This window comes from Providencia sp. PROV119 (assembly GCF_028482435.1).
In the GTDB taxonomy this organism is placed as follows: domain Bacteria; phylum Pseudomonadota; class Gammaproteobacteria; order Enterobacterales; family Enterobacteriaceae; genus Providencia; species Providencia stuartii.
On record NZ_JAMPQL010000007.1, the window covers coordinates 308,530 to 331,370 of the forward strand.

Annotated in this window: 19 protein-coding genes; 11 read left to right on the forward strand and 8 right to left on the reverse strand. The window is 41.7% G+C overall.

Annotated elements, in window-relative coordinates; all coding sequences use genetic code 11:
* From ftsQ to lpxC, 4 genes are all read left to right on the forward strand, one after another.
* Positions 1 to 810, forward strand: coding sequence for a cell division protein FtsQ (gene ftsQ, locus PSF11_RS09190; RefSeq protein WP_053110640.1), 810 nt, complete (start codon positions 1 to 3; stop codon positions 808 to 810).
* Between the two features lie 36 nt (positions 811 to 846).
* A complete protein-coding gene (ftsA, locus tag PSF11_RS09195; RefSeq protein WP_004921898.1) occupies positions 847 to 2,103 on the forward strand; it encodes a cell division protein FtsA in 1,257 nt (418 codons plus the stop codon).
* A gap of 57 nt (positions 2,104 to 2,160) precedes the next feature.
* Positions 2,161 to 3,321, forward strand: a complete 1,161-nt coding sequence (gene ftsZ, locus PSF11_RS09200; protein ID WP_014656415.1) for a cell division protein FtsZ — start codon at positions 2,161 to 2,163, stop codon at positions 3,319 to 3,321.
* Positions 3,322 to 3,421: 100 nt separating this feature from the next.
* The gene (gene lpxC, locus PSF11_RS09205; RefSeq protein ID WP_004921892.1) at positions 3,422 to 4,339 is read left to right on the forward strand and encodes a UDP-3-O-acyl-N-acetylglucosamine deacetylase; all 918 of its coding nucleotides are present in this window, start codon (positions 3,422 to 3,424) and stop codon (positions 4,337 to 4,339) included.
* A gap of 63 nt (positions 4,340 to 4,402) precedes the next feature.
* Here lpxC and PSF11_RS09210 read toward each other — a convergent pair whose 3' ends face one another.
* Positions 4,403 to 4,924 carry a DUF721 domain-containing protein gene (locus PSF11_RS09210; RefSeq protein WP_004921887.1) on the reverse strand — a complete coding sequence of 174 codons (522 nt, stop codon included), beginning with the start codon at positions 4,922 to 4,924 and terminating at the stop codon, positions 4,403 to 4,405.
* 211 nt (positions 4,925 to 5,135) lie between these two features.
* Between PSF11_RS09210 and secM the strand changes: the two genes are divergently transcribed.
* The 3 genes from secM to mutT all read left to right on the forward strand — a co-directional run bounded on the left by secM (position 5,136) and on the right by mutT (position 8,936).
* Positions 5,136 to 5,663, forward strand: coding sequence for a secA translation cis-regulator SecM (gene secM, locus PSF11_RS09215; protein ID WP_014656414.1), 528 nt, complete (start codon positions 5,136 to 5,138; stop codon positions 5,661 to 5,663).
* A gap of 103 nt (positions 5,664 to 5,766) precedes the next feature.
* The gene (secA, locus tag PSF11_RS09220; protein WP_004921881.1) at positions 5,767 to 8,478 is read left to right on the forward strand and encodes a preprotein translocase subunit SecA; all 2,712 of its coding nucleotides are present in this window, start codon (positions 5,767 to 5,769) and stop codon (positions 8,476 to 8,478) included.
* A gap of 53 nt (positions 8,479 to 8,531) precedes the next feature.
* Positions 8,532 to 8,936: an 8-oxo-dGTP diphosphatase MutT gene (gene mutT, locus PSF11_RS09225; RefSeq protein WP_040133346.1), complete on the forward strand. Its 405-nt coding sequence runs from the start codon at positions 8,532 to 8,534 to the stop codon at positions 8,934 to 8,936.
* A gap of 189 nt (positions 8,937 to 9,125) precedes the next feature.
* On the opposite strand, the gene yacG is transcribed toward mutT, so the two are convergent.
* The 7 genes from yacG to ampD all read right to left on the reverse strand — a co-directional run bounded on the left by yacG (position 9,126) and on the right by ampD (position 15,002).
* Complete coding sequence (gene yacG / locus PSF11_RS09230) at positions 9,126 to 9,323, reverse strand: DNA gyrase inhibitor YacG (RefSeq protein ID WP_004921873.1); 198 nt, start codon at positions 9,321 to 9,323, stop codon at positions 9,126 to 9,128.
* 16 nt (positions 9,324 to 9,339) lie between these two features.
* Positions 9,340 to 10,098 carry a cell division protein ZapD gene (zapD, locus tag PSF11_RS09235; RefSeq protein WP_014656412.1) on the reverse strand — a complete coding sequence of 253 codons (759 nt, stop codon included), beginning with the start codon at positions 10,096 to 10,098 and terminating at the stop codon, positions 9,340 to 9,342.
* A gap of 9 nt (positions 10,099 to 10,107) precedes the next feature.
* A complete protein-coding gene (coaE, locus tag PSF11_RS09240; protein ID WP_060560870.1) occupies positions 10,108 to 10,713 on the reverse strand; it encodes a dephospho-CoA kinase in 606 nt (201 codons plus the stop codon).
* A 155-nt stretch (positions 10,714 to 10,868) separates the two neighbouring features.
* The gene (locus PSF11_RS09245) at positions 10,869 to 12,056 is read right to left on the reverse strand and encodes a type II secretion system F family protein (RefSeq protein ID WP_060560871.1); all 1,188 of its coding nucleotides are present in this window, start codon (positions 12,054 to 12,056) and stop codon (positions 10,869 to 10,871) included.
* Entirely contained in the window at positions 12,056 to 13,456 is a 1,401-nt protein-coding gene (locus PSF11_RS09250) for an ATPase, T2SS/T4P/T4SS family (RefSeq protein ID WP_060560872.1), read from the reverse strand. Before PSF11_RS09250 ends, PSF11_RS09245 begins: the two co-directional genes overlap by 1 nt.
* 14 nt (positions 13,457 to 13,470) lie before the next feature.
* Positions 13,471 to 13,896, reverse strand: a complete 426-nt coding sequence (ppdD, locus tag PSF11_RS09255) for a prepilin peptidase-dependent pilin (RefSeq protein ID WP_004921858.1) — start codon at positions 13,894 to 13,896, stop codon at positions 13,471 to 13,473.
* Positions 13,897 to 14,453: 557 nt separating this feature from the next.
* Positions 14,454 to 15,002, reverse strand: a complete 549-nt coding sequence (ampD, locus tag PSF11_RS09260) for a 1,6-anhydro-N-acetylmuramyl-L-alanine amidase AmpD (RefSeq protein WP_053110645.1) — start codon at positions 15,000 to 15,002, stop codon at positions 14,454 to 14,456.
* 259 nt (positions 15,003 to 15,261) lie between these two features.
* Between ampD and nadC the strand changes: the two genes are divergently transcribed.
* The 4 genes from nadC (at position 15,262) to aceF (ending at position 22,698) form a co-directional block, all read left to right on the forward strand.
* Positions 15,262 to 16,161, forward strand: coding sequence for a carboxylating nicotinate-nucleotide diphosphorylase (nadC, locus tag PSF11_RS09265; RefSeq protein ID WP_060560873.1), 900 nt, complete (start codon positions 15,262 to 15,264; stop codon positions 16,159 to 16,161).
* Positions 16,162 to 17,210: 1,049 nt separating this feature from the next.
* Positions 17,211 to 17,981, forward strand: coding sequence for a pyruvate dehydrogenase complex transcriptional repressor PdhR (gene pdhR / locus PSF11_RS09270; RefSeq protein ID WP_014656406.1), 771 nt, complete (start codon positions 17,211 to 17,213; stop codon positions 17,979 to 17,981).
* Between the two features lie 165 nt (positions 17,982 to 18,146).
* Positions 18,147 to 20,813: a pyruvate dehydrogenase (acetyl-transferring), homodimeric type gene (aceE, locus tag PSF11_RS09275; protein WP_004921831.1), complete on the forward strand. Its 2,667-nt coding sequence runs from the start codon at positions 18,147 to 18,149 to the stop codon at positions 20,811 to 20,813.
* Positions 20,814 to 20,826: 13 nt separating this feature from the next.
* Positions 20,827 to 22,698, forward strand: a complete 1,872-nt coding sequence (gene aceF / locus PSF11_RS09280) for a pyruvate dehydrogenase complex dihydrolipoyllysine-residue acetyltransferase (RefSeq protein WP_061063815.1) — start codon at positions 20,827 to 20,829, stop codon at positions 22,696 to 22,698.
* The last annotated feature ends 143 nt before the right edge of the window (positions 22,699 to 22,841 follow it).

The following is a 22,841-nucleotide window of genomic DNA, read 5'->3' on the forward strand; positions in this document are numbered from 1 at the left end:
ATGTCACAGGCAGCATTGAATGTTCGGCATCATAAGCATAATGATGACAACAACGAGTCAGGGTCAGGCCCAAGTAATGGTGCTTTTCTCGGCGGGTTGATTTTCTTTCTAATGGTTGTGGGAACAATCATTTGGAGTGGCTGGACCGTCATGAACTGGATGAAAGATGCAGATAGGCTGCCAATGTCAAAGTTAGTATTAACCGGAGAGCGCCACTATACCAGCAATGATGATGTGAGGAAGGCGATATTATCTCTAGGGCAACCTGGTACTTTTATGACAGTTGATGTCAATGCCATCCAAAATCAGATAAGTGCGATGCCTTGGATCCGTCAGGTGACGGTTCGCAAACAGTGGCCTGATGAGTTAAAGATACATCTGGTAGAATACGTACCTTACGCACGTTGGAATGACCAAAATATGGTTGATCAGGAGGGGCGAGTATTTAGCCTCCCTGCGAGTGAAAGCAGCAAGGGCAATTATGTGATGCTCTATGGCCCCCAAGGTAGCCAAAAAGAAGTTATAAAAGAGTACGTTGAATTTAAAAGAATATTGTCAGAACACAATTTAAAATTGAAATCAGTATCTATGACGGCACGCCATGCTTGGCAACTTATCTTAGATAATGATGTCCGAGTAGAGCTCGGGAAAAAAGAAGTTTTTCAGCGGTTAAATCGTTTCCTTGAACTTTATCCGCTTTTGCAGCAAGCCACAGATAAACGTGTCGACTATGTTGACCTTCGTTATACCAGTGGTGCTGCGGTGGGGTGGGCTCCGCTCCTAGTGGATGCACCACTGGAGTTACAATAATTAATATTGCTAATAACTCAGACTAGGCAGAAGCAAATGATCAAAACGACGGACAGAAAATTAGTTGTAGGCCTTGAAATTGGAACTTCCAAGGTGTCGGCCCTTGTCGGCGAAATTCTGCCCGATGGTATGGTGAATATTATCGGGGTGGGAAGTTGTCCATCTCGTGGAATGGACAAAGGTGGCGTTAATGACTTGGAATCAGTCGTTAAATGCGTGCAAAGGGCGATTGATCAGGCTGAGTTGATGGCGGATTGCCAAATTTCTTCAGTTTATCTTGCGTTATCAGGTAAGCATGTTAGCTGCCAAAACGAAATCGGCATGGTGCCCGTTTCGGAAGAGGAAGTGACACAAGAAGACGTTGACAGTGTTGTTCATACCGCAAAATCAGTTAGGGTTCGTGATGAGCATCGAATTCTTCATGTCATACCACAAGAATTCGCGATTGATTACCAAGAAGGTATTAAGAACCCTGTTGGTTTGTCAGGTGTACGTATGCAAGCCAAGGTACATTTGATTACTTGTCATAACGACATGGCAAAAAATATTGTAAAAGCGGTTGAGCGTTGTGGATTAAAAGTCGACCAGCTGATTTTTGCAGGTCTTGCAGCGAGCTATTCAGTATTGACCGAAGATGAACGCGAACTTGGCGTTTGTGTTGTCGATATTGGCGGCGGAACCATGGATATGGCGGTATACACCGGTGGGGCACTACGTCATACCAAAGTTATCCCTTATGCAGGTAATGTCGTTACCAGTGATATCGCTTATGCCTTCGGTACTCCACCGAGTGATGCGGAGGCAATCAAAGTTCGTCATGGCTGCGCTGTCGGTTCGATAGTGAGCAAAGATGAAACTGTTGAAGTCCCTAGCGTGGGAGGGCGTCCTCCAAGAAGTCTACAACGTCAGACTTTAGCGGAGGTCATTGAACCACGTTACACAGAGCTGTTAAACCTTGTAAATGAAGAAATTTTAAATTTACAGGAACAGTTACGCCAACAAGGTGTCAAACACCATTTGGCAGCGGGTATCGTGCTAACGGGAGGGGCGGCACAAATCGACGGCCTCGTCGAATGTGCTCAAAAAGTCTTCCATACACAAGTTAGGGTCGGTATTCCGCTCAATATTACAGGCTTAACGGATTATGCTCAGGAGCCATACTATTCAACCGCGGTTGGGCTTCTGCATTACGGTAAAGAGAGCCATCTTGGCGATGATACCGAAACGGAAAAACGTGCTTCAGTTAAAGGGTGGTTTAGTAAAATCACAGGCTGGCTGAGAAAAGAATTTTAATTTTTATTCAGAAGCATATTATTAGCTTCGAAGTAAAGCACAAAACGGAGAGACATTATGTTTGAACCAATGGAGCTAACCAACGATGCGGTGATTAAAGTCATCGGCGTTGGTGGCGGCGGCGGTAACGCCGTTGAACACATGGTGCGTGAACGTATTGAAGGCGTGGAATTCTTCGCCGTCAATACTGATGCACAGGCACTGCGTAAAACTGCAGTCGGACAAACAATCCAGATCGGTACTGGTATCACTAAAGGCCTTGGCGCGGGTGCAAACCCAGAAGTTGGTCGCAATGCCGCTGAAGAAGATCGTGAAGCTTTACGTAATGCACTTGAAGGTGCTGACATGGTCTTTATTGCAGCTGGTATGGGTGGTGGTACAGGTACAGGTGCTGCCCCAGTTGTGGCTGAGGTTGCCAAAGAGCTGGGCATCTTAACAGTTGCTGTTGTGACTAAGCCATTCAACTTTGAAGGCAAAAAGCGCATGGCATTTGCGGAATCAGGTATCACTGAGCTATCTAAGCATGTTGACTCATTGATTACGATTCCAAATGATAAATTATTAAAAGTCTTGGGTCGTGGTATCTCTTTACTTGATGCATTTGGCGCAGCTAACGATGTACTGAAAGGCGCTGTTCAAGGTATTGCGGAACTGATCACACGCCCAGGTCTGATGAACGTGGACTTTGCTGACGTACGTACTGTGATGTCAGAGATGGGCTACGCAATGATGGGGTCCGGTGTGGCTCGTGGTGAAGATCGTGCTGAAGAAGCGGCTGAAATGGCAATTTCAAGTCCACTGTTGGAAGATATCGATCTGTCTGGCGCACGTGGTGTTCTTGTCAACATTACCGCTGGTTTCGACCTGCGTTTGGATGAGTTTGAAACGGTGGGTAATACCATCCGCGCATTCGCATCTGATAATGCAACCGTCGTAATTGGTACATCACTTGACCCTGAGATGAATGATGAATTGCGCGTGACTGTCGTGGCTACCGGTATCGGTATGGACAAACGCCCTGAAATCACTCTGGTGAATAACAAGATGTCACAGCAAGCGTCTATGGAGCAGCGTTATCAGCAAATGCAAAATAGCATGTCTTCTCTGACAGAGGAAAAACCAGTTGCTGCGAAAGCGGTGAATGACCAAAATACGCAAGCGAATAAAGAACCTGATTACTTAGATATTCCGGCATTTTTGCGTAAACAGGCCGATTAATTTTAATTAATATTGGATTCTCCGCTTTTTGTGCTAAACTTTCCCGCTGGTTATCTAGTAAGATAATCAGCAGGACGGATAACATTGCGAGAAAAATACGATGATCAAACAAAGGACACTTAAACGTATAGTTGAAGCGACTGGTGTTGGTTTACATACCGGCAAAAAAGTCACGCTTACTCTGCGTCCAGCGGCGGCAAACACCGGGGTCATCTACCGTCGTACTGACCTAAATCCTCCGGTTGATTTTCCGGCTGATGCTAAGTCTGTCCGCGATACCATGTTATGTACTTGCTTAGTCAACGAAGACAACGTGCGTATTTCGACCGTAGAGCATCTGAATGCTGCTTTGGCAGGATTAGGTATCGATAACATTGTTATTGAAGTCAATGCGCCTGAAATCCCGATCATGGATGGCAGTGCAGCACCGTTCGTTTTCTTATTACTAGATGCTGGTATTGAAGAATTGAACAGTGCGAAAAAATTCTTACGTATAAAAGAGAAAGTACGTGTAGAAGATGGTGATAAATGGGCAGAATTTGCACCATACAATGGTTTTAGCCTAGATTTTACCATTGACTTTAATCACCCAGCGATTGATAGCAGCACTCAACGTTATAAGCTGGATTTTTCAGCAGAAGCGTTTGTGCGCCAAATTAGTCGTGCGCGTACATTTGGTTTTATGCGTGATATTGAATATCTGCAATCCCAAGGCTTATGCTTAGGTGGTAGCTTCGATTGCGCTATCGTTGTTGATGACTATCGTGTACTCAACGAAGATGGCCTACGTTTTGAAGATGAATTCGTTCGTCACAAAACTCTCGACGCTATTGGTGACCTATTCATGTGTGGACATAATATTATTGGTGCATTTACTGCATACAAGTCAGGCCACGCATTGAATAACAAACTTCTACAAGCAGTATTAGCAAAAGAATCTGCTTGGGATCTGGTCACATTTGAAGATGAAGCTGAATTGCCGGTGGCATTCAAAGCACCTTCAACTGTTTACGCCTAATCACACTGATAATAGTCAGTGTTGAGTAAGCAGTGATATTACTACCACATATATAATGATGTGTTAGTCTTTTCTGTTGGTTGTACTGGTACTCTCTCCGGCCAGTGCAGCCAGCCGCTCTAATCTCTCTTTTAATCTCTTCGGGCTATTCTCCGCTAAATGCAAAAGTTGTTTTGCCGTTTCTGTACTGATCTTACGTTTATTCGCAACCTGAGCAGTTTTAGCTGTTTGATTATTCAGTGAGCTATTTTCAGCCTTTTTTCGCATGAGAACGGGATTGATTCTGATGTCTATAGAAGATAAAGATGGTAGAATAGAGTTTCGTAATGCAGAAAGTAGCTGAAGTTTTTCGTAATTCAGTCGCGTCATCCAACTTGCGTTAGCAACTTCGATAACCAAAATGCAATTACGGTAGTTTGCTACGCGGCACATGGGCTTTAATTCGCTTGGCAGCAGTGCTTTAACGGCTTTGTTTAGTTTATTAATCGCGATAGCATTACGTTGAATGGTGAGCAAGGGGCTGCGCGTTTTGGCGAGCGACTCCTCAAGAACATCGAACAAAGCTTGTGGGTGGCTATCTCTCATTGTTAGCTCCGTCTAAATAGGTAGGTTTAGTATCTAAGTATACTCTAAATTACCAAGGCTGTAGCAAGGTGCTGTTGGGTGTTTGAGAAAATCGCGCCAACAAGGGCCACAATCATAGAGATTGGTGAGTTATAGCAAGCGGGTATGGTTGGCATGCTGTTAAGCAATCATGAATAAGAATGGTATATTAGAAATATAATATAAGACTTTGATGGGCATTTTAAATCTTTGGCGACAATTTGGTATAAAATACTTTTGGCCGCACCTTTTACTAGGGGTTGTGGCTACGAGCATTGGCATGCCTGGGATTTTAAATGCGTTATCTGATGCTCAGCAAACGCAGTTCAACTCCTCTTCAATTAATCGCCAAAACCAAGCGGTTAATGCGTTTGATAATTTATTTGCTCAGCAAAGCCCTCAGCGCTCCTCATCATCATCTTCTTATTCCGTGAATTACTGGCAGCAGCATGCGGTCAGGAATGTGATTAGGCAATTAACATTCGCTTTTTCAATCTCTGAAGATGATGATGCAAATCAACAAGATGAAAAAAAAGGGCCACTGTTAGCACCTCAAGTCATGCTTGATACGTTGTATGCCATGTTGGCACAACGTTCACTTCAATGGAGTGATAGTTTCGATCAAACTGATCACTATGCTTACCCTCATTTCGTTGCATACCAACCCGCTATTTGGGTTGCTCAGGTACATGGTATCCGTGCGGGCCCTGCTTTCAGTTAATTGTTAGTTTTATTTAAGCATCTGTTCGAGATGCGCTGTATTTATTCAAAATACAGGGTTTTACTATTTAGTAATTAACTGAATTACCTGAGAATATATCAATATGTTAACAAAATTATTAACCAAGGTTTTTGGTAGTCGTAATGATCGTACTCTACGTCGCTTGCGTAAAGAGGTTGAAAAAATCAATCGTCTTGAGCCTGAATTTGAAAAATTGAGCGATGATGAGCTTAAGGCAAAAACGCAGGAATTTCGTGATCGCCTAAGCAAGAATGAAAGTCTCGAAAGCTTGATCCCAGAAGCGTTTGCGACAGTGCGGGAAGCCAGTAAACGTGTTTTCGGTATGCGCCATTTCGACGTACAGTTGATTGGTGGTATGGTTCTGAATGAACGTTGTATCGCTGAGATGCGTACAGGTGAAGGTAAAACACTTACCGCGACATTGCCAGCTTACTTGAATGCCTTAACGGGTAAAGGGGTTCACGTTGTTACAGTAAACGACTACTTAGCTAAGCGTGACGCCGAAAATAACCGTCCTTTATTTGAATTTTTAGGTTTAACCGTTGGTATCAACCTTCCGGGTATGCCTGCTGCGCTGAAACGTGAGGCTTATGCGGCTGACATCACTTACGGAACTAACAACGAATTCGGTTTCGACTATCTACGTGATAACATGGCATTTAGCCCAGAGGAGCGCGTACAGCGTAAACTTCATTATGCGTTAGTGGATGAGGTTGACTCCATTCTTATCGACGAAGCTCGTACCCCACTGATTATTTCAGGCCCTGCTGAAGACAGTTCAGAGCTGTATAAAAAAGTTGATAAATTAATTCCTAAGCTAGTGCGTCAAGAAAAAGAAGATTCAGACACTTTCCAAGGCGAAGGTCACTTCTCTGTTGATGAAAAATCACGTCAAGTTACGCTGACTGAACGCGGCTTGGTGCTGATTGAGCAGCTGCTGACAGAAGCAGGCTTAATGGAAGAGGGGGAATCACTCTATTCGCCATCTAACATTATGTTGATGCACCATGTTATGGCCGGCCTACGTGCGCATGCGCTGTTTACTTTGGATGTCGACTATATCGTTAAAGATGGTCAAGTTATCATTGTTGACGAACATACAGGTCGTACAATGGAAGGGCGTCGTTGGTCAGATGGTCTGCATCAAGCTGTTGAAGCCAAAGAAGGTGTTGAGATCCAAAACGAAAACCAAACATTGGCATCGATTACATTCCAAAACTATTTCCGTTTGTACGAAAAACTTGCTGGTATGACAGGTACAGCGGATACCGAAGCATTTGAATTTAGTTCTATCTATAAACTCGATACGATTGTTATTCCAACTAACCGTCCAATGATCCGTAAAGATTTACCTGATCTGGTTTATATGACAGAAACAGATAAATTTGCGGCTATTATCGAAGATATTCGTGAAAGAACACAAAATGGTCAGCCTGTTCTGGTCGGTACAATCTCAATTGAAAAGTCAGAGTTAATTTCTAACGCGCTTAAAAAAGCAAAAATTGAGCATAACGTATTGAATGCTAAATTCCACGCCTTAGAAGCAGATATTGTTGCAAACGCGGGTCAAGCGGGAGCAGTAACTATCGCAACTAACATGGCAGGTCGTGGTACCGATATTATGTTAGGTGGTAGCTGGCAGACAGAAGTTGCTGCTTTAGAATCGCCAACTCAAGAGCAAATCGATGAAATTAAAGCACGTTGGAAAGAGCGCCATGATGCCGTTCTTGCCGCGGGTGGTTTGCATATCATTGGTACAGAGCGCCATGAATCCCGCCGTATTGATAACCAGTTACGTGGTCGTGCGGGTCGTCAAGGGGATGCCGGTTCTTCTCGCTTCTACTTATCAATGGAAGATGCGCTTATGCGTATTTTTGCGTCTGATCGTGTCACAGGCATGATGCGTAAATTAGGTATGAAACCTGGTGAGGCGATTGAGCATCCATGGGTAACCAAAGCGATTGCTAATGCCCAGCGTAAAGTAGAAAACCGTAACTTTGATATTCGTAAGCAACTTCTTGAGTACGATGATGTTGCGAGTGATCAACGTCGTGCTATTTATAGTCAGCGTAACGAATTGCTCGATGGTGGTGACATTAAAGAAACCGTGGATAGCATTCGTGAAGATGTCTTTACGGCAACAATCGATACTTATATTCCACCGCAATCACTAGAAGAAATGTGGGATATTGAAGGCCTACAAAAACGACTGGTGAGTGACTTTGATTTAGATTTACCCATTAAAGAGTGGCTGGATAAAGAACCAGAGTTACATGAAGAAACACTTCGTGAGCGTATAATGGAAAAAGCCATCGAAGTCTATCAGAAGAAAGAAGAGATTGTTGGCGCAGAAATGATGCGTAACTTTGAAAAAGGTGTCATGCTACAAACATTAGATACGTTGTGGAAAGAACACTTAGCTTCGATGGACTATTTACGCCAAGGTATCCATTTACGTGGTTACGCACAAAAAGATCCGAAACAAGAATATAAACGTGAATCTTTCAACATGTTCGCGAATATGCTTGAATCGTTAAAATATGAAGTAATCAGTACACTTTCTAAAGTGCAAGTTCGTTTGCCTGAAGAAGTTGAAGCTTTAGAGCAACAGCGTAAAGAAGAAGCTGAGCGTTTAGCAAGAAGACAACAGTTAAGCCATGAAGCTGGCGCTGAATCATTGATGTCTGAAGCGGAAGCGCAAATAGCAACACAAGGTCATAAAATTGGTCGTAATGACCCATGTCCTTGTGGTTCAGGTAAAAAATACAAACAGTGTCATGGTCGGTTAAAATAATTAATTATTACATCAAACAAGGCGGGGTAACCCGCCTTTTTAACGAAGAAATTATGGAAAAAAAACACCTTTATATCGCTGCTGGAATTATTCGTAATAACGCGCAAAAAATATTTATTACAGAGCGTCCAAGTGGAACGCATATGGCCGGTTTTTGGGAATTTCCCGGGGGAAAACTGGAAAACGGCGAACAACCGCAAGATGCACTTATCCGTGAACTAGAAGAAGAAGTTGGCATTATCGTCACTGAATGTGAGCTTTTTCATTGTGTCGAACACGAATTTGATGAACGTTATGTCACTTTATACTTCTTTATGGTTTCAGATTGGGAAAATGAACCTTATGGGAAAGAGGGACAAAAAGGGCGTTGGGTCGATCAAAAAGACTTGGTCGCAAGTGAATTTCCTCCAGCTAACCGAGTGATTATTGATATGTTAAACGCAGAAGATATTCACTGAGATTAAGTTAGGGGTTGTTGACGATAAACCGGGGCCGTATCCCAAGGTAAACAGCCATATTAATGTTTTCTTGTTCGTGTAGAAAAATATTATTACTAGCTTATAGCAGCAGGATATTTATCAAAAATGCTTTATATCTCAATCTATCTCAGAGGAATGATTGGGATATAAAGCCCATCACTCATGTTGCTACTGGTCGGGTTGTTCGCTCCAGTTATCGCTGTCAGAAATATCCCCTTGGCTGGTAATACGCTTTTCTTCAGCAGCCCATTCACCTAGGTCAATGAGCTGACAGCGTTTACTGCAAAAGGGCCGATAAGGGCTTTCTTCACCCCAAACCACAACTTTTTGGCAAGTTGGACAATTAACTTCAATTTTCTCAGTCATTTATTACTACCCCTTATTAGCAGCAGGATAATTCAAAGGCCATCGTTGTGGGTACAATACCATTTTCACTGTCAATGTGAAGAAAACGGATAGCAAATCGCGTTTTATGACCTGAAATCTGAGGGAAAATTAATTTATCGCTGGATAACTTCACTCTTAATAACTCTTTGTCTTCAACACTATCTTGATAAAAACCATTATGGCACTCTTTTCGCTCAAAAGCGCCTGCGTGGCGGATTAAGCTCAAGATAGTATCTAATGCATCTTTGAGTGGCATGAGACTCTTTAGCCACTCGCTAATAGCCTGATCTTTTTGTTCTTGTGGCATATGAAGCCATAACTGTAATGTGGGCAGATCGAAACTACAGCATCCACCAGGGATACTTAAGCGCTGGCGCACCATACTAATAATTTTGTCATTTCGTAATTGTTGACCAAATCTAGGCGCCGCGGTGATATTGGTAATCTTAGCCGCAAGATCATCAAGAAGTGTTGAGATCAACTGGTTGTCTGCATTTGGAGCCTCGGCCCATGCAGCTAAACGCTTACGCTGTTTTTCTAGCTCTTTGATCAGATCAGAGCGTACTTCACCTCTATCAAGGATTTCAATTAATTCTGAAACTGAGCGGAAAAAGGCAATACCAGAGGTATAGGATGTAATGTGACTAAGCTCATAAACCTGTTGTAATAGTGTTTCGAGCCTTAACCATGAGCGAATTTTTTCATTCAATGGATACTCGTAAGTGACGAAGTTTACAGTGTTTGATTCACTCATATTTATTTCCTATTTTTGCTGTTGTGCTAACGTCATATACTTTTCGTGCAATGTGGCTACCTTTTCAGCTATGTTTAATTCACCATCATGGTTTGTAATAACATCATCAGCTTGTAGTAAACGGTTTTCTCTGCTGGTTTGGGCTTTCAAAATATTCACTACATGCTCTTCACTCACATTGTCTCTTTGTACCGTGCGTAAAATTTGTTCTTCAGGGGTGACATCAATAACCAGCACCCGATTGGCAAGATGAGCGAGTTTATTTTCAAATAACAGAGGTACAACCCATAACACATAAGGGCTATCGGCCTGCTGTAATTGTTGTTGTGTTTCTTGATGAATTAAGGGATGAAGTAGGGCATTTAGCCATTGTTTCTCGGCGACATCAGAAAAAATAATTTCCCTAAGACGTTGTCGATTGAGAGAGCCATCAGGTTGAATAATGTCTGCGCCATAACGAGAGGCGATAGCTTCAAGAGCTGGTGAGCTAGGCTCGACGACTTTTCTGGCAATAATATCAGCATCAACTAGCGGTATTCCTAGCTTGGCAAAGTGATTCGCAACGGTTGTTTTACCGCTACCGATCCCCCCTGTTAATGCAACAATATAGCTCATAATCTTCTTCATTCTATTGAAAAATAGTAGGTTACACGGATTTTTTTGATTTGTCTTCACTCACAAGATAATACGCACGGTAGGTTTACTGATCTTAACATCCGCAAGTAGTTTTATAGCATAAATAGGCAAAATGCTATCCTATAATTAAGCCATTAAATCCCTGTTATAACATTTCCTAAATTGAAGATAGGGAGGTACATTGCCACCATAATAGTTCCAACGAGGAATGCCATTAGCAATAGTAAGATAGGTTCGAGATTCTTTAATGACTTTTCAGTTAAGCTAGTATGTTGCGTTGAAAAATGTGTAAATAAATACTGTAAGAAGTGAGGAAGCTGACCAGACTCTTCTGCAACAGCGATTAGCTGATGCACAATACTTGGAAAGAAAGCGCTGTTTTTAACGGCAGCAGATAATGACTCCCCTTTTAAAACAGCATGATATACAGAAAGGCTTTCTTTTTTATACAACGGATTATGCAGTGTATCCGCTGTACATTTTAAACATTCTGTTAGCGGCAAACCCGCTTGGAGTGTTGAGGATAAGGTTAAGAAAAAGATATTCAAGTTACTATTTTTAATTAATTTTTTGATAGGTGGAACATAAAATAGCAACGTAATAATGAATCTTACGGTATTCGCTTTAAATTTCCAAATCAGTAATGAAATAATTAGCGTTATAAGTAAAAAATAAGGAAAATAATCAGTGACCAAATTAGATAAATAGATCATGATTTTTGTGATTAAAGGAAGCTCGTGTTGAAAACTTTGATAAATAGTTTCAAATTGTGGTAACACATAAACTAACATAATGAAGATTAATGCGATAGAAAATAATGTTAATACAATAGGGTATCTAAGTGACTTAGTGATTTTTTTCTTTGTCTCTTCATTGTGTTTTAGCATACCTGCAATGATTTTAAAGTTATTTTCATAATTTCCGGTTTTTTCTGCGACGCTTATTAAACTGATTATGGTGGGGGTGAAGATGTCAGGGTGTTTTCTTAAGCTATCAGAAAACCGATTGCCTTTCTTTAAGTCAGTGATCGTCGATGTGATAATCTTTTGCCAAAATGGTGAGTGTGTGTTTTTTTGCAAAATATATAGACTTTGGAGTAAATTAATACCGGATGATACGAGGGAATTTAGTTGATAGAAAAAATGCGTTCGGTAGTTAATATTGGCCGCGTTGAGAATGAATATGGCTTTTAAACGAATATGAAGTGGAGTTTGTTCCGCTTCTAAGAGTTCAATAAAGGCTGATTTTTTATTTTTAGAAATAATAAAATCTTGGACAATATTATTATCATGAGATAAAGCGGTATAAGAATAGATAAACATTAAATAATCTCCCCTGTCCCTGTAATAGCATAGAGCTCTTGTAATGTGGTTTCACCTGCTTCAATTAAGTTCAATCCATCCTGAAAAAGTGTTTGAAAATGAGTGATACATTGTTTTCCATGCTGAAAAATCTCAGTCAGTGCATCTTGCCCTAGATACTCATATATGGCGGTTCTCCCCATAAACCCTGCAAAACAGAGATCACATCCCGTGGATGACCACTCTTTAATCGTTTTATTGTCGCTAATTTGTGTATTTTTAGGGGGTGTGACTTTACAGTTTGGGCATAATCGGCGTACCAGCCTTTGTGCAATCACCATTTTTAAGCAAGAACTCAATTGGGATTGACTCACACCTAATTGCGCCATCCTTTCAATGGCGCTAAATGTGCAATTGGTATGTAGAGTTGATAAGACTAAATGGCCTGTTTGTGCGGCTCTGGTTGCTATTTGTGCCGTTTCTTCATCTCGAATTTCTCCTACCATGATAATATCAGGATCTTGCCGGAGTAAGGCTCTTAGTATGTGAGCGAAACTCAAGCCATATTTATCGTTTACTTGAACTTGGTTAATTCCAGATAGTGGGATCTCAATAGGGTCTTCAATGGTAGATATGTTACGTGAAGATTGGTTGAGATACTCTAATGCACTATAGAGCGTGACGGTTTTCCCACTGCCAGTCGGGCCTGTGACAAGAATTAAGCCCTGTGGTTGCAATAGCTCTTTTTTTAAACTTAATAGCAAATTATTGTGCATCCCTATTTGTTCTATAGAATACTTTAGCTGGGTGCTAAGTATCCGTAGAACCAATTTTTCACCATATAATGTTGGTATCGTTGACAGGCGAATACTGTAATTATGCCCTTCGAAATGCCAACTCATTTGCCCATCTTGTGGTAATCGCTTCTCTGCAATATTCAATTTGGCAACTATTTTTATTCGAGCAATAATTTCATTATTGATTTCGAGAGGTGGCGAAGGAATAAAATAGAGCTTGCCATCTACACGTAAACGGATTTTTATCCCTTGTTTTGATGGTTCGATATGAATATCAGATGCGCGTTTTCTTACCGCTGTTTTGAGCATATTCTCTACAAAATCGACGGCGGGTGAACGTGTATCTAGCTGCTCGGCGCCATTAGGTTGATAGTTTGTTTCTGGCTCTTGGATCTCCTCATATTTTTTATTGAAGTAATGATCAATCTTTTCTTTTGGCCAAATGTCATAGCATACCGGCACGCTAGCAATAAAACGTAAAGTAGCAAGTATATTGTCATCTGGCTTTTTAGGTACACCTATAGATAATCTTTTATGATTGTAATCAACAATAATAATATAGTGTTTATCACAAATACTTTTTAATTCTTTAAATATAAAATCTCTTTCCCTGGTGCTATTCATAAACTTACCTTATATTAAAAGATGAAGGTATTTTCACATAATGCTTTTAATTTACTGTCACTATCATGTTCGCAGGCTACTTGCCATTGGAATGGTGAACTATCAGTAGGGATAATTGGGGTTAAAGTCACAGAGAGATTGGCAAGACTCTTATCGGCTATAAAGTTAATAATGCCTGACTTTACATCTATTGTTTTGATATATTTTCCTTTTATATTATTAGGAATATTTTCACTTCCTGCATTACAGCCAGTTAATGAGCCTTTATTAAACGCGCAAATTTCAATATTATTCTTATATGGTAAAACTGTTTGTAATACATCGGTTATTGCCGCTTTTTGCATATAACCTTGATATCCCGGTATTGCAATAGCACTTAATATAGAAATTATTGCAATGACAACCATTATTTCAATTAAAGAAAATCCTTGTTGATTCATATAGCCTCCTTGTTGAGTGAGGAGGTATCTTAAATTGTTCCATTTGATTATTTAATCTCTTCAAACCCTGCATACGAGCACCTACGAAAAATTAAAATAAAAAATGTATCGTATTACATTTTCTTGGGAGAAGACTCGCAAAGGTAAATATGGTGGACAATAAAATATCGCGTTAATGAGAAAGTATGATAAAACTAATGAGTAGAAGCGGGGGAAGTTGGGGCTATTTTAGAGTGAATGCTATAAACCTCGCGAAGTGTGGATTGGGATATAAGACGAAAAACCTAAAGGGCTTTAAAGAGTAATCTATCGTTGAACATGACTGACAATCCACATCCGGCATAAGGGAATTATAGGGGGTAATAGCTGAGCTTGTCGTATCAGCCGACAAAGAGCAGTCTTATCCGTCATATCGGCATTTGCGGGCCGAAAAGTGGAAAGCTTCGCGGTTTATGGCGAGGGAGGGGCAGTCATTGTAGAGACTTAAAAGAGTCCATCTAAAGTAGGTTTAAACAGAGATAAGGCACTCAGTTAAGTCGGTTGCACTATAAATTATATTATCTTTTATGTTTTAACAGGGCCTTGAATTGTTGCCAATCAAAATAAGGGCCGGGATCTGTTTTACGGCCGGGGGCAATGTCGCTGTGACCGGTGATGTTATCTTGTAATTCAGGGTATAGCTCAATAAGAGCATGTGTCAGTTTTACTAGCGAATTGTATTGTAAAGGCGTGAAAGGCTCAAAATCCGTGCCTTCAAGCTCGATTCCAATTGAAAAATCATTACATTTTTCTCTACCCTTATAAAGGGATTGCCCGGCGTGCCAAGCTCTTAAATGAAAAGGAACATATTGAATAATCTCGCCATCACGGCGAATTAAACAGTGGGCTGAAACACGAAGGTGTTTGATTTCATCAAAAAAGGCATGCTCTGTTGGGTCGAGTGTTCCAGTAAAAAGTTGGTTGATATAAGGCCCACCAAATTGGCCGGGGGGTAAGCTAATATTATGGATAACTAACAGGGAAGGGATAATGTTCTCAGGGCGCTCATCATGGTGTGGTGAAGGGATATGAGTCACATTTTGTAGCCAGCCATTATGTATTTTTATCTCTGGTAGCATAGTATTCCCGTTTTATTACTCGCTTATATTCGTTATCTTGAGTTGAGAAGATTAGCATATACACAAAATTATTCGAGATGTATGTTTGTAGCGGTGGTTCTATTTTCATACCCAAGCACATTGAGTTGTATGTACTGTAATAGCTTAGATGATTGGGCGATAGCAAGATGAATAACGTGCGCCATAAGGCTTGATACATGATGGGTATAGATAGCAATGGGCACAAGAAATTTATTGGAGTGGATTGATGGCGACGAGGCGTTATAACGAAGAACAAAGACGTGAATTATTGCTTGAAAGGTTAAATAGCGATATTCCATTTATAGTAAGCCACGCGTTAAAAGAAGATCTTGGGCAAACAGTTGATTTTAAGCAAGATATTACGGGGCAGCTTTTACAACCTACTTCACAAGCTAAAGCGCGTATTATTACACGGGAAGAAGGCGTTTTTTGTGGACAAAAATGGTTAGAAGAAGTTTTTAGCCAGCTTGGTGGGCAAGTTAGCATTGTATGGCATGTGAATGATGGAGATAAGGTTGCGCCAAATCAGCTGCTTTGTGAAATGTCAGGGCCTTCACAAGTATTACTCACTGGAGAAAGAACGGCATTGAACTTTATCCAGACATTGTCTTCTGTTTCTACTGTAACTGCTCAGTATGTGGCGAAAATTGAAGGCACAAGAACCAAATTATTAGATACACGTAAAACGATCCCCGGTTTAAGAAGTGCTCTTAAATATGCAGTACTAATGGGTGGAGGTTTTAATCATCGTCTTGGTTTATCAGATGCTTATTTAATTAAAGAAAACCATATCATTTCGGCAGGCTCTGTTGCTCAAGCAGTGGCGTTAGCGAGGCAAGCTCATCCGGAAGTTCCTATTGAGGTTGAAGTTGAAGATTTAACTGAATTACTTCAAGCATTAAAGGCGAATGCAGACATTATTATGCTTGATAATTTCACTGTCACGATGATGAAAGAGGCTGTTGTACTGACAGCGGGTAAAGCCGCTCTCGAGGTGTCTGGTGATGTTACATTAGATACTATTAGAGAATTTGCGGAAACTGGGGTTGATTTCATTTCTGTTGGTGCATTGACGAAACATATTAGAGCGATGGATCTTTCAATGCGTTTTATTGAAGAAAAATAAGCAATATAGCCAGGACTCCCATCGCTAACCTAGTGCCCGATGATGGCCGCATTTAGCAACAACAGAATAAATATTAACCATCATAACTCCCCCTTTCTCATAACAAGAAAGGGGGAAGAGATTTTCTGTTTATTTAGTCACAACAGTGGGCATTTTGCCTTGATTCATGTATGGCAGCAGTAATAGCAAATATGAAAATTGAGAGCCGTTAGCTTAACAAATCCACCTTATTACGCTGTGCATAAAACTAAAACGTGGGAGTGATAGACCAACGCTTTTTACTCAGAAGGTGGATTTTGAGTATGGCCTTGATATTAGCTTGTTGATTACTAGCTAACGAAAATAAATATTGGAGCGATAGGCCGCGAAAGCGAGCATCGCCGTCTCATGCTAGTAGGCCTCCTAGGTTGAGGCAGGCTTATTTTTTCGTATAGGTAGTATCATCTAGGGCGCTTTGCTGTTTTTTGAACTATTCTAGGTGTATTCATTCCAACTAATTAGCCAGACATTTTTATCTATAAAACGCAGTGCAGTTAGAGTCTAATCAAGATGTAACCTCATCATTAATCGATAGATGAGCCGATTACAGATTTTTATATCGTGTAGCCTTGCTATCTTGGTGAATATAGACAACGCTTACATTGCGTAAAATAACAAATGACGTGAATATTTAACTAGATTGTTAAGGTTGCTCCTTGCGGATCTGCGTTTGAAACGGTTATTGTGAGCTAATTTGGTTATTATTCGTTATTATTGAATATTAAAACACTAATGGTTTGGCTATATCGATTCAGTTAGCGTGTTTATAGCATAGAAATTCGCTTTAAATGTTAAATTACCGTGCTGGCAATCGGAGGATTAGTTATCAAAACATGCTAAAATTTAAAAAAATCTGTTAAAATTTGCAGGATTTTATGATTTAGCTCAAGGTCTTTATGGACAGTTAGTGAATACTTTGTTACTTTATTAATCCGTAAAGAAATTGGTATTACCAATTAACACTGAGCAATACCTAATCAATAATTAATCACTAACGATCATGGCAGGTTATGGCTTACGGTAAAATTCGCCAACCAAAATTATCAGATGTTATTGAGCAGCGCCTCGAGCATCTTATTTTCGAAGGGACATTGCGCCCCGGCGAAAAGCTGCCTCCTGAACGTGAGCTGGCAAAACAGTTCGACGTTTCTCGGCCATCAGTGCGTGAAGCTATCCAAACTCTTGAAGCTAAAGGTCTATTATCTCGCCGCCAAGGTGGGGGAACTTTTGTTCAAAAACAGATGTGGCAAAGTTTTAGCGACCCACTAACTGAACTTCTTACGGGGAATCCCGAATCTCAATTTGATCTTCTTGAAACACGCCATGCCCTTGAAGGGATAGCTGCTTATTATGCGGCGTTGCGTGGTACGGATGAGGATTTGGAGCGAATTCGACAAAGCTATGAGCTAATTATTAAAGCTCAACAAAGTGGCGATATTAATGCGGAATCAAATGCGGTTTTGCAATATCAACTGATTGTCACAGAAGCGGCGCATAATGTGGTGATACTGCATTTGCTACGTTGTATGGTGCCAATGTTGGAACAGAATATTCGTCAAAACTTTGAGTTTTTGTATACCCGCAAAGAAATGTATAAAGCAGTTAGTGAACATCGAGCTCAAATATTCTCCGCTATAATGGCAAGAGAGCCTGAGAAGGCAAGGGAGGCTTCCCATCGCCATTTAGCCTTTATTGAAGAGCTACTTTTGGATATTAGTCGTGAACAAACAAGGCGGGAGCGTTCTCTACGTAGGTTGCAGCAACATCCTGAATTAAATTAGTAATGCAGATTACTGACTGCTGCGTCTGCATTACTGTGACTACTCTCTGTGAGAGTTCTAGCGGCAACAACAGCAGGGCCTATCTTCTCGCTATTTTGTAGAAAGTAGCGCGAAGATAGGCTCCACATAAACATTAAAAAATAGATAACAGATAAGGAATACACCATGTCAGATATGTTGAAAAATGACGTGGATCCGATTGAAACTCGCGACTGGCTACAGGCGATTGAATCGGTCATCCGTGAAGAAGGTGTTGATCGTGCTCAGTTCATTATCGAACAGGTATTGAATGAAGCGCGTAAAGGCGGTGTTAACATTGCTGCTGGTGCATCTGGTAGTTCTGATTATATCAACACTATTGCTGTTGAAGACGAGCCTGCATACCCTGGTAACATGGATTTGGAGCGCCGTATTCGCTCCGCAATTCGTTGGAACGCAGTCATGACTGTACTGCGTGCTTCTAAAAAAGACTTGGAGCTGGGTGGCCATATGGCATCATACCAGTCTTCTGCAACTTTATATGAAGTCTGTTTTAACCATTTCTTCCGCGCTCATAACAACAATGATGGCGGTGACTTGGTCTTTTTCCAAGGTCATATCTCCCCAGGGATCTACGCACGCGCATTCTTGGAAGGTCGTTTAACTGAAGAGCAGATGAATAACTTCCGCCAAGAAATTGGTGGTAAAGGTCTGTCTTCTTATCCACACCCTAAATTAATGCCTGATTTCTGGCAATTCCCAACTGTTTCAATGGGTCTTGGCCCGCTAAATGCTATTTATCAAGCGAAATTCTTGAAATATCTTGAAAACCGTGGCCTGAAAGACACTTCAGCTCAAAGAGTGTACGCTTTCTTAGGCGATGGTGAGATGGATGAGCCAGAATCTAAAGGTGCTATCACTATCGCGACACGCGATAAGCTAGATAACCTTGTATTCGTGATCAACTGTAACTTACAGCGTCTAGATGGCCCTGTTACAGGTAACGGTAAAATTGTCAACGAGCTGGAAGGTATCTTTAATGGTGCAGGCTGGCAAGTCATCAAAGTTATGTGGGGCGATCGTTGGGACGAGTTGTTGCGTAAAGACACTAGCGGCAAACTGGTTCAATTAATGAACGAAACCCTTGATGGTGATTATCAAACATTCAAATCACGTGATGGCGCGTACGTTCGTGAGCACTTCTTCAATCGTTACCCAGAGACTGCTGCATTAGTTAAAGACATGACTGATGACGAAATTTGGGCGCTGAACCGTGGTGGTCATGATCCGAAGAAAGTGTATGCCGCATTTAAAAAAGCAGCAGAAACTAAAGGCAAGCCAACTGTTATTTTAGCTCAGACCATCAAAGGTTATGGTATGGGTGAAACAGCTGAAGGTAAGAACATTGCGCACCAAGTGAAGAAAATGAACATGGACGGTGTTCGTCACTTCCGTGATCAATTCAATGTGCCTGTGGCTGATGATCAACTGGAAAAACTGCCATTTATTACTTTTGATAAAGATTCAGAAGAATACAAATATCTGCATGAGCGTCGTCAAGCTCTAGGTGGTTATCTACCAGCACGTCGTACGCACTTTGATGAGAAATTAGAAATCCCTACGTTATCTGATTTCAGCCAATTGCTAGAAGAGCAATCAAAAGAAATTTCAACCACTATCGCATTTGTTCGTGCGTTAAACGTGATGTTGAAAAACAACTCTATCAAAGACCGTTTAGTGCCAATCATTGCTGACGAAGCTCGTACTTTCGGTATGGAAGGTTTGTTCCGTCAAATTGGTATTTATAGCCCTAAAGGTCAGCAGTATACGCCTCAGGATCGTGAGCAAGTGGCTTACTATAAAGAAGACTCTAAAGGTCAGATCCTACAAGAAGGTATTAACGAGCTAGGTGCAGGTTCATCATGGTTAGCAGCTGCAACATCATACAGCACAAACAACCTGCCGATGATCCCATTCTACATTTACTACTCAATGTTTGGTTTCCAACGTATCGGCGACCTAATGTGGGCAGCGGGTGACCAGCAAGCTCGTGGTTTCTTGATTGGTGGTACTTCAGGCCGTACAACTTTAAATGGTGAAGGCTTACAACACGAAGATGGTCATAGCCATATTCAATCACTGACTATCCCTAACTGTATCTCTTATGACCCTGCTTATGCTTATGAAGTTGCCGTCATTATGCAGGATGGTTTAGAGCGTATGTATGGTGAAAAACAAGAGAACGTGTACTACTACATCACGACTCTGAATGAAAACTATCATATGCCTGCAATGCCTGAAGGTGCTGAAGAGGGGATCCGTAAAGGTATTTATAAACTGGATTCAATCGAAGGCAGCAAAGGTAAAGTTCAGTTGTTAGGTTCTGGTTCTATGATGCGTCATGTTCGCGAAGCAGCTAACATTCTGTCAGCGGAATATGGCATCGGTTCTGATGTGTATAGCGTTACTTCATTCACTGAATTGGCTCGTGATGGTCAAGATTGTGAACGTTGGAACATGCTGCATCCTTCTGAAGCACCACGTGTACCTTATGTTGCTCAGGTAATGAATGATGCGCCAGCCGTTGCATCAACTGACTATATGAAACTGTTTGCAGAACAAATTCGTACTTACGTACCAGCAAGCGATTACCGTGTATTAGGTACTGATGGTTTCGGTCGTTCTGACAGCCGTGAAAACCTACGTCACCACTTTGAAGTGGATACATCTTATGTAATCGTTGCGGCGTTAGGTGAATTGGCTAAACGTGGTGAAGTTGATGTTAAAGTCGTTGAAGAAGCGATTAAAAAATACAACATCAACCCAGAAAAAGTTAACCCACGTCTGGCATAAGAGGTAATAATCAATGTCTATTGAAATCCAAGTGCCTGATATCGGTGCTGATGAAGTTGAAGTCACCGAAGTTATGGTTAAAGTTGGTGATAAAGTAGAAGCAGAGCAATCGCTGATCACTGTTGAAGGCGATAAAGCATCTATGGAAGTCCCATCACCACAAGCAGGTGTGGTTAAAGAAATTAAAATTGCAGTAGGTGATAAAGTCACCACTGGCAAATTGATCATGGTCTTTGAATCAGCAGAAGGCGCGGCTCCGGCTGCGTCAGCAGAAGCACCAGCGGCACCAGCCGCTGCCCCAACAGCAGCAGCTCTGAAAGAAGTGTCTGTCCCTGATATTGGCGGCGATGAAGTCGAAGTGACTGAGATCATGGTAAAAGTAGGTGATACAGTTGCAGAAGAGCAATCGCTGATCACTGTTGAAGGTGACAAAGCTTCCATGGAAGTTCCTGCACCCTTTGCTGGTACTGTAAAAGAGATCAAGATTGCGACTGGTGATAAAGTGAAAACAGGTTCACTGATCATGGTCTTTGAAGTTGCAGGATCAGCACCAGCAGCGGAAGCAGCACCCGCATCGGCACCTGCGTCAGCGCCAGCAGCCTCGGCAATTAAAGATGTTAATGTACCTGACATCGGTGGTGATGAAGTTGAAGTCACTGAGGTTATGGTGAAAGTTGGTGATACTGTTTCAGCTGAGCAATCAATCATTACGGTTGAAGGCGATAAAGCATCAATGGAAGTTCCTGCACCCTTTGCCGGTACCGTGAAAGAGATCAAAATCGCCACTGGTGATAAAGTGAAAACAGGTTCACTGATCATGACGTTTGAAGTTGCAGGTGCAGCACCAGCAGCATCGGCACCAACTGCGTCACCAGCGCCAGCCGCTTCCGCTCCGGCAGCCGCACAGGCGCCAGCACCAGCACCAGCAAAAGCAGCTGATAGCAAAAATGAATTTGTTGAAAACGACGCTTATGTACATGCAACGCCAGTCATCCGCCGTTTAGCGCGTGAGTTTGGTGTTAACCTTGCTAAAGTAAAAGGCACGGGTCGTAAAGGTCGTATTCTGCGCGAAGACGTACAATCTTACGTTAAAGACGCCATCAAGCGTGCCGAAGCACCAGCCGCTGCGGGTGGTGGTTTACCGGGCATGTTGCCATGGCCAAAAGTGGATTACAGCAAGTTCGGTGAAGTTGAAGAAGTTGAACTGGGTCGTATCCAAAAAATCTCTGGTGCTAACCTAAGCCGTAACTGGGTGATGATCCCTCATGTTACGTTGATGGAAGAAGTCGACACCACAGATGTCGAAGACTTCCGTAAGCAGCAGAACAAAGAAGCTGAGAAGAAACAACTCGGTGTTAAAATCACGCCACTGGTGTTTGTGATGAAGGCTGTTGCTCGTGCGCTAGAAGAAATGCCTCGTTTCAATAGCTCTATTTCTGAAGATGGCCAACGCCTATTCATGAAGAAATATGTCAATATCGGTATCGCGGTTGATACGCCAAATGGCCTAGTTGTTCCTGTTATCAAAGACGTGAACAAAAAAGGCATTATGGAACTGTCTCGCGAACTGATGGAAGTTTCTAAGAAAGCGCGTGCAGGCAAATTAACAGCTTCTGATATGCAAGGTGGATGCTTCACTATTTCTAGCCTTGGTGGCATCGGAACAACTGGTTTTGCACCAATTGTTAATGCACCAGAAGTTGCAATTATGGGTCTATCTCGCTCTTCCATCAAACCAGTTTGGAATGGTAGTGAGTTTGTACCTCGACTGATGTTGCCTATGTCTCTTTCATTCGACCACCGTGTGATCGACGGCGCTGATGGTGCCCGTTTCATCACCCTAGTAGGTCAATTGATGAGCGACATTCGTCGACTGGTGATGTAATAAATTAGGCCGGCTTATTAGCCGGTCTGTTTTATTTAGGCTGGGGCAGAATTTTTTACTGTTCATCCGAAACGTTGCGAGTTACGTCACGTAATGAGCCTTTTCAGGATGTTAACAATTCTGTAAACTGCTCGCGGTGTGTA

What these genes read in the sequence shown, in the direction of transcription:
- ftsQ (WP_053110640.1), top strand. Translation starts at nt 1, where the DNA reads ATGTCACAGGCAGCATTGAATGTTCGGCATCATAAGCATAATGATGAC.
- ftsA (WP_004921898.1), top strand. Translation starts at nt 847, where the DNA reads ATGATCAAAACGACGGACAGAAAATTAGTTGTAGGCCTTGAAATTGGA.
- ftsZ (WP_014656415.1), top strand. Translation starts at nt 2,161, where the DNA reads ATGTTTGAACCAATGGAGCTAACCAACGATGCGGTGATTAAAGTCATC.
- lpxC (WP_004921892.1), top strand. Translation starts at nt 3,422, where the DNA reads ATGATCAAACAAAGGACACTTAAACGTATAGTTGAAGCGACTGGTGTT.
- PSF11_RS09210 (WP_004921887.1), bottom strand. Translation starts at nt 4,924, where the DNA reads ATGAGAGATAGCCACCCACAAGCTTTGTTCGATGTTCTTGAGGAGTCG.
- secM (WP_014656414.1), top strand. Translation starts at nt 5,136, where the DNA reads ATGGGCATTTTAAATCTTTGGCGACAATTTGGTATAAAATACTTTTGG.
- secA (WP_004921881.1), top strand. Translation starts at nt 5,767, where the DNA reads ATGTTAACAAAATTATTAACCAAGGTTTTTGGTAGTCGTAATGATCGT.
- mutT (WP_040133346.1), top strand. Translation starts at nt 8,532, where the DNA reads ATGGAAAAAAAACACCTTTATATCGCTGCTGGAATTATTCGTAATAAC.
- yacG (WP_004921873.1), bottom strand. Translation starts at nt 9,323, where the DNA reads ATGACTGAGAAAATTGAAGTTAATTGTCCAACTTGCCAAAAAGTTGTG.
- zapD (WP_014656412.1), bottom strand. Translation starts at nt 10,098, where the DNA reads ATGAGTGAATCAAACACTGTAAACTTCGTCACTTACGAGTATCCATTG.
- coaE (WP_060560870.1), bottom strand. Translation starts at nt 10,713, where the DNA reads ATGAGCTATATTGTTGCATTAACAGGGGGGATCGGTAGCGGTAAAACA.
- PSF11_RS09245 (WP_060560871.1), bottom strand. Translation starts at nt 12,056, where the DNA reads ATGTTTATCTATTCTTATACCGCTTTATCTCATGATAATAATATTGTC.
- PSF11_RS09250 (WP_060560872.1), bottom strand. Translation starts at nt 13,456, where the DNA reads ATGAATAGCACCAGGGAAAGAGATTTTATATTTAAAGAATTAAAAAGT.
- ppdD (WP_004921858.1), bottom strand. Translation starts at nt 13,896, where the DNA reads ATGAATCAACAAGGATTTTCTTTAATTGAAATAATGGTTGTCATTGCA.
- nadC (WP_060560873.1), top strand. Translation starts at nt 15,262, where the DNA reads ATGGCGACGAGGCGTTATAACGAAGAACAAAGACGTGAATTATTGCTT.
- pdhR (WP_014656406.1), top strand. Translation starts at nt 17,211, where the DNA reads ATGGCTTACGGTAAAATTCGCCAACCAAAATTATCAGATGTTATTGAG.
- aceE (WP_004921831.1), top strand. Translation starts at nt 18,147, where the DNA reads ATGTCAGATATGTTGAAAAATGACGTGGATCCGATTGAAACTCGCGAC.
- aceF (WP_061063815.1), top strand. Translation starts at nt 20,827, where the DNA reads ATGTCTATTGAAATCCAAGTGCCTGATATCGGTGCTGATGAAGTTGAA.